At 65.9% G+C, this 6394-nt stretch carries 5 protein-coding genes; 4 read left to right on the forward strand and 1 reads right to left on the reverse strand.

The window, feature by feature from the left end; translation table 11 throughout:
* Positions 1-161: 161 nt before the first annotated feature.
* A complete protein-coding gene (locus tag IP86_RS06290) occupies positions 162-1334 on the reverse strand; it encodes an isovaleryl-CoA dehydrogenase (RefSeq protein WP_054161670.1) in 1173 nt (390 codons plus the stop codon).
* Between the two features lie 349 nt (positions 1335-1683).
* Here IP86_RS06290 and IP86_RS06295 point away from each other — a divergent pair, with 349 nt between their 5' ends.
* From IP86_RS06295 to IP86_RS06310, 4 genes are all read left to right on the forward strand, one after another.
* Positions 1684-2949 carry a cytochrome P450 gene (locus IP86_RS06295; RefSeq protein ID WP_054161666.1) on the forward strand — a complete coding sequence of 422 codons (1266 nt, stop codon included), beginning with the start codon at positions 1684-1686 and terminating at the stop codon, positions 2947-2949.
* Positions 2950-2981: 32 nt separating this feature from the next.
* Complete coding sequence (locus IP86_RS06300) at positions 2982-4157, forward strand: acyl-CoA dehydrogenase family protein (RefSeq protein ID WP_054161667.1); 1176 nt, start codon at positions 2982-2984, stop codon at positions 4155-4157.
* Between the two features lie 108 nt (positions 4158-4265).
* Positions 4266-5360 (forward strand): CaiB/BaiF CoA transferase family protein, encoded by a 1095-nt coding sequence (locus IP86_RS06305; RefSeq protein WP_054161668.1) that lies wholly within the window; start codon positions 4266-4268, stop codon positions 5358-5360.
* A gap of 24 nt (positions 5361-5384) precedes the next feature.
* Complete coding sequence (locus tag IP86_RS06310) at positions 5385-6242, forward strand: HTD2 family dehydratase (RefSeq protein WP_054161669.1); 858 nt, start codon at positions 5385-5387, stop codon at positions 6240-6242.
* The last annotated feature ends 152 nt before the right edge of the window (positions 6243-6394 follow it).

Genomic DNA, 6394 nt, shown 5'->3' on the forward strand with positions numbered 1-6394 from the left:
GGGGGGGGGGGCGACGCAGGCACGGACTCTCGGCATTGTCGAAACGCCCCCTCACCCGATCGGCTTCGCTGCGCTACGCCGATCGAACCTCTCCCCGCGCGCGGGGAGAGGTTCGGTCGTGCTCGGCGATAGCGTGCTGACCAGGCGATCGCGCTGTCGAACTACGCCGTCTTCGTAAACAACTCCCGTCCGATCAGCATCCGGCGGATTTCGCTGGTGCCGGCGCCGATCTCGTAGAGCTTGGCGTCGCGCAGCAGGCGGCCGGTCGGGTAGTCGTTGATGTAGCCGTTGCCGCCGAGCAGCTGGATGGCGTCGAGCGCGCATTGGGTGGCGCGTTCGGCGGCGTAGAGGATCGCGCCGGCGGCGTCCTCGCGCGTGGTCTCGCCGCGGTCGCAGGCCTTCGCCACCGCATAGACGTAAGCACGGGAGGCATTCATGGTCACGTACATGTCGGCGACCTTGCCCTGCACCAGCTGGAAGTTGCCGATCGGTTCGCCGAACTGCTTGCGCTCGTGCACATAGGGCAGCACCACATCCATACAGGCCTGCATGATGCCGAGCGGCCCCGCGGCCAGCACCGCGCGCTCGTAGTCGAGCCCGCTCATCAGCACGTTGACGCCGCGGCCGACCTCGCCGAGCACGTTTTCTTCCGGCACTTCGCAATCCTCGAACACCAGCTCGCAGGTGTCGGAGCCGCGCATGCCGAGCTTGTCGAGCTTCTGCGCGGTGCTGAATCCCTTGAAGCCCTTCTCGATCAAAAACGCCGTCATGCCGCGCGGGCCGGCGGCGGGATCGGTCTTGGCGTACACCACCAGCGTCTCGGCGACCGGGCCGTTGGTGATCCACATCTTGTTGCCGTTGAGGACGTAACGATCGCCCTTCTTGTCGGCGCGGGTCTTCATCGACACGACGTCCGAGCCGGCGCCCGGCTCGGACATCGCCAGCGCGCCGACGTGCTCGCCGCTGATCAGCTTCGGCAGATACTTGCGCTTCTGCGCCTCGTTGCCGTTGCGGCGGAGCTGATTGATACAGAGGTTGGAATGCGCGCCGTAGGACAGCCCGACCGAGGCCGAGGCGCGCGAAATCTCTTCCATCGCGATGCAGTGCTCGAGATAACCGAGGCCGGCGCCGCCGTACTCCTCCTCGACCGTGATGCCGTGCAAACCGAGCGCGCCGAGCTTGGGCCACAGGTCGCGCGGGAACGTGTTGGTCTTGTCGATGGCCTCGGCGCGCGGGGCGATCTCGTCGGAAGCGAAGGCGCGCACGGTCTCGCGGATCGCATCGGCGGTCTCACCGAGATCGAAATTGAACAGGCTCTGCGCGTTCGAAATCATGGTCGGGCTGTCTCCACTCCTCGGCGCGGCGGGCCGCGCAACCGTGTTCTGGTTGGCCGGCACCATGTCATGACGCCGCAGGACTGAGAAGGCTCCAAAGGTCTTTCCGTCGGCTTTCCCGGCCGTTGACCAGCGCCTCGACGCAAAACCCCGGGCATCCGGGCCGACAGCTCCGGCGATCTTGTGCGGAGCCGCTATCAGGGCCGCCGCGCACGCCTTGCTCTTGCCGCCCCAACCGGTTGTAATCTCTCCAAATGGACTGCCGCGACCAAGACGGCAGCCGACGGAGACCGACGGCCGCGACGCGGCATCGGAGCGAAACGCCAGACACGCCATCAGCGAGGGCCCCATGCACGGCACCATCGACATCGACAAAGCAGCCCGTCAACGCGCCGCGCGCGAAGAGGCCTACGCGACTCCGCTGAAGGACTTCCATCCCGGCGCGCCGCGGCACTTCCGCGACGACACGCTATGGCCGTGGTTCGAGCGGCTACGCGCCGAGGAGCCGGTGCATTACTGCACCAACGCGCCGATCGAGCCGTATTGGAGCGTCGTCAAGTACAACGACATCATGCATGTCGACACCAGCCACCAGATCTTCTCGTCGGACTCGACGCTCGGCGGCATTTCGATCCGCGACGCACCGCCCGGCTACGACTGGCCGAGCTTCATCGCGATGGACGAGCCGCGGCACTCGGCGCAGCGCAAGACGGTGTCGCCGATGTTCACGCCGGATCACCTCGACGAACTCGCGGTGCTGATCCGGCAGCGCACCCGCAAGGTGCTGGACGGCCTGCCGCGTGGTGAAACCTTCAACTTCGTCGACCGCGTCTCGATCGAACTGACGACGCAGATGCTGGCGACGCTGTTCGACTTCCCGTTCGAGCAACGGCGCAAGTTGACGCGCTGGTCGGACGTCGCCACCGCACTGCCCAAAAGCGGCGTGGTCGAGTCCGAACAGCAGCGCCGCGACGAACTGGGCGAATGCGCCGCGACCTTCGCGGGTCTGTGGAACGAGCGGGTGAATTCCGAGCCACGGAATGACCTGCTGTCGATGATGGCGCATCACGACGCGACCCGGCACATGGACCGCGACAATCTGATGGGCAATCTCCTGCTGCTGATCGTCGGCGGCAACGACACCACCCGCAACACCATGACCGGCTCGGTGCTGGCGCTGAACGAGAACCCGGACGAATTCGCCAAGCTGCGCGCCAATCCCAGGCTGATCGACAGCATGGTGCCCGAGGTGATCCGCTGGCAGACGCCGCTGGCGCATATGCGCCGCACCGCCCGGGAAGACACCGAGCTCGGCGGCAAGACCATCCGAAAGGGCGACCGGGTGGTGATGTGGTACGTCTCCGGCAACCGTGACGACGAGGTGATCGAGCGGCCCAACGAGTTCATCATCGACCGCAAGCGGCCGAAGATTCACCTCTCCTTCGGCTTCGGCATCCACCGCTGCGTCGGAATGCGTCTGGCGGAATTACAGCTCCGCATCGTCTGGGAGGAAATGCTGGACAGGTTTGACCGCATCGAAGTTGTCGGGGAGCCGAAGCGGGTGTATTCGAGCTTCGTCAAGGGCTACGAGTCCTTGCCGGTTCGCATTTCCTGACCTCTCCCAAGAAAAAGAAGACAGCCTCGACAATGAAACATCATGCCGCCGCGGAGCAGGACGAATTCCATGACATCCGCGACGCCGTCGCCAAACTGTGCGCGCAGTTTCCGGGCGAATACTGGCGCAAGCTCGACCGCGACATGGCCTATCCCAAGGCGTTCGTCGATGCTCTGACCGAGGCCGGCTATCTGTCGGTGCTGATCCCCGAGGAATATGGCGGCGCCGGGCTGAAGCTGTCGGCTGCGGCGGCGATCCTCGAAGAGATCCAGCGCGCCGGCTGCAACGGCGGCGGCTGCCATGCCCAGATGTACACGATGGGTACTCTGCTCCGGCACGGCAGCGATGAGCAGAAGGCCAAATGGCTGCCGAAGATTGCCAGCGGTGAACTTCGGCTGCAGGCGTTCGGCGTCACCGAGCCGACTTCCGGCACCGACACCACCTCACTGAAGACCTTCGCCAAGAAGGACGCCAACGGCGACTACGTGGTCAACGGCCAGAAGATCTGGACCAGCCGCGCCGAATATTCCGATCTGATGATCCTGCTGGCGCGGACCACGCCGAAGGACCAGGCGGCGAAGAAGACCGAGGGTCTTTCGGTGTTCCTGGTCGACATGCGCGAGGCGCGCAACAACGGCCTGGAGATCCGGCCGATCCGCACCATGATGAACCACGCCACCACCGAAGTGTTCTTCACCGACATGAAGGTGCCGAAGGAGAACCTGATCGGCGAGGAAGGCAAAGGCTTCCGCTACATCCTGTCCGGCATGAACGCCGAGCGCATCCTGATCGCGTCGGAATGCGTCGGCGACGCCAAATGGTTCATCGCCAAGGCCACCAACTACGCCAAGGATCGCGTCGTGTTCGGCCGGCCGATCGGCCAGAACCAGGGCATCCAGTTTCCGATCGCCAAGGCCTACGCCAACATGCGCGCAGCCGAGCTGATGGTGAAGGAAGCCACCCGCAAGTACGAAGCCGGCTTGGATTGCGGTGCCGAGGCCAACATGGCCAAGATGCTCGCCGCCGACGCCTCGTTCGAAGCGGCCAACGCCTGCATCCAGACCCACGGTGGCTTCGGCTTCGCCGAGGAATACGACGTCGAGCGCAAGTTCCGCGAGACCCGGCTGTATCAGGTGGCGCCGATCTCCACCAACCTGATCCTGTCGCACGTCGCCGAGCACGTCCTCGGCATGCCGCGGTCGTACTAACCTCTCTCGTCATTGCGAGCGAAGCGAAGCAATCCAGAGCCGAGCACTGCATGGATTGCTTCGTCGCTTCGCTTCTCGCAATGACGCAGCCATTGCAGGATTGATTGGATGCTTCCGCTCGAAGGACTGACCGTCATCGCCGTCGAACAGGCGGTCGCGGCGCCGTATTGCAGCTCTCGGCTGGCCGATGCCGGCGCGCATGTCGTCAAGATCGAACGCCCCGAAGGCGACTTCGCCCGCGGCTACGACGCTGCAGCGAAAGGCCAGAGCAGCTACTTCGTCTGGCTCAACCGCGGCAAGGAATCCGCCGTGGTCGATCTCTCCACGAAGGAAGGCCGCGACGAACTCGAAAAGCTGATCGCCTCCGCCGACGTGCTGCTGCAGAACCTCAAGCCCGGCTCGATGGACAAGCTCGGCTTCACCCGCGAGCGGCTGCGCGCGGACTATCCGAAGCTGATCATCTGCACCATCTCCGGCTACGGCGACGATGGCCCCTACGCGCATCGCAAGGCCTATGATCTGCTGATCCAGGCCGAGAGCGGTCTCGCCTCGATCACCGGCGGGCCGGAGAGCGCGTCGCGCGTCGGCATGTCGGTGGTGGACGTCGCCACCGGCGCCGCTGCGCATGCGGCGATCCTCGAAGCGCTGATCGGCCGTGGGCGATCAGGGCAAGGCGCGGACATCCGCATCTCGATGTTCGACGTCATGGCCGACTGGCTCACGGTGCCGCTGCTCAACGCCGAAGCCGGCAATCCGCCGAAGCGGCTCGGCCTCGCGCATCCGTCGATCGCGCCCTACGGCGTGTTCACCAGCAAGGACGGCAAGGACATCCTGATCTCGATCCAGAGCGAGCGGGAGTGGAAGAAGCTGTGCTCCGACGTGCTGCGCCAGCCGGATCTGCCGAACGATCCGCGGCTGAAGAACGGCGTCGAGCGAGTCAAGAACCGCGCCTACACCGACAAGATCGTCGCCGACATCTTCGGCTCGCTGACCCGCGACGACTTGCTTGAACACCTCGCCAGCGCCGACATCGCGTTCGCCGAAGTCAACACCATGGAAGATCTGTCGCATCATCCGCATCTGCGCCGGATCGAGGTCGAGACGCCGAACGGCAAGGTCGCCTATCCGGCACCGGCCGCGATCGTGATCGGCGAGGACCGGCATTACGGCGCCGTGCCGGGCATCGGCGACAAGCGCAAGTAAGCGGACAAGTCAGCGAGGACCAACATGACCGACGCGCTCGACATCGATCATCTCCGGCAGTGGATCGGCCGCAGCGAACAGGCTACCGACCTCGTCACGCCGCAACTCGTGAAGGGCCTGCGCGCGACGCTGTTCCTGGACGTCGGCCAGCCTGAGACCGGCGACGCAGCACCCTTCACCGTGCACTGGTGCCTCGGCCAGCCGGTGTATCCGATGGATATGCTGGGGCCGGACGGCCACCCCACCCGCGGCGGCTTCCTGCCGCCGGTGCCGCTGCCGCGTCGGATGTGGGCGGGCGGCGAGCTGCAGTTCATCGACACGCTGAAGGTCGGCGACGAGGTGACGCGAACTTCGACGATCGGCGACGTCCAGATCAAGCAGGGCTCGACCGGCACGCTGTGCTTCGTCACGGTCAACCACGAGATCGCCACGCCCCGCGGCGTCGCGATCCGCGATCGGCAGGACATCGTCTATCGCGACGTGCCGCCGCCCTCTGCAGCGCCGGCCGCCCCCGCCAAGCCCGCCGCCGCGCCGCCGGCCGCGCAGCATCGCGAGAGCCACCTCGCCGATCCGGTGCTGCTGTTCCGCTATTCGGCGCTGACCTTCAACGGCCACCGCATCCATTACGACCGGGACTACGTCACCGAGGTCGAAGGCTATCCGGGCCTGATCGTCCACGGCCCGATGCAGGCCGCCCTGCTGGTCGAATTCGCCGCCAAGCTCAAGGGGGCGGCGCCGAAGACCTTCGCGTATCGCGGCGTCCAGCCGCTGTTCGACGGCGCGGAGTTCTCGGTCAACGCCAACGCAGCCGGCACCGGCTTCGAAGTCTGGACCGCCAACGCCGACGGCGTGCCCACCATGAAGGGCACGGCGAGCTGGTAGCAAACGCGCGGTCTCAGGCTCTCCCCGCAGCAGACCTCACCTCTCCCCGCGCGCGGGGAGAGGTCGACCAGCGCAGCTGGTCGGGTGAGGGGGCGCATCCTCATGGCCGAGGCTCACTGCCCGCATCGCCCCCCCCCCCCCCCCCCCCCCCC

This window comes from Rhodopseudomonas sp. AAP120 (assembly GCF_001295845.1).
Taxonomy (GTDB): domain Bacteria; phylum Pseudomonadota; class Alphaproteobacteria; order Rhizobiales; family Xanthobacteraceae; genus Rhodopseudomonas.

Coding starts and splice junctions, on each gene's coding strand:
- IP86_RS06300 (WP_054161667.1), top strand. CDS start 2,982: ATGAAACATCATGCCGCCGCGGAGCAGGACGAATTCCATGACATCCGC.
- IP86_RS06295 (WP_054161666.1), top strand. CDS start 1,684: ATGCACGGCACCATCGACATCGACAAAGCAGCCCGTCAACGCGCCGCG.
- IP86_RS06290 (WP_054161670.1), bottom strand. CDS start 1,334: ATGATTTCGAACGCGCAGAGCCTGTTCAATTTCGATCTCGGTGAGACC.
- IP86_RS06310 (WP_054161669.1), top strand. CDS start 5,385: ATGACCGACGCGCTCGACATCGATCATCTCCGGCAGTGGATCGGCCGC.
- IP86_RS06305 (WP_054161668.1), top strand. CDS start 4,266: ATGCTTCCGCTCGAAGGACTGACCGTCATCGCCGTCGAACAGGCGGTC.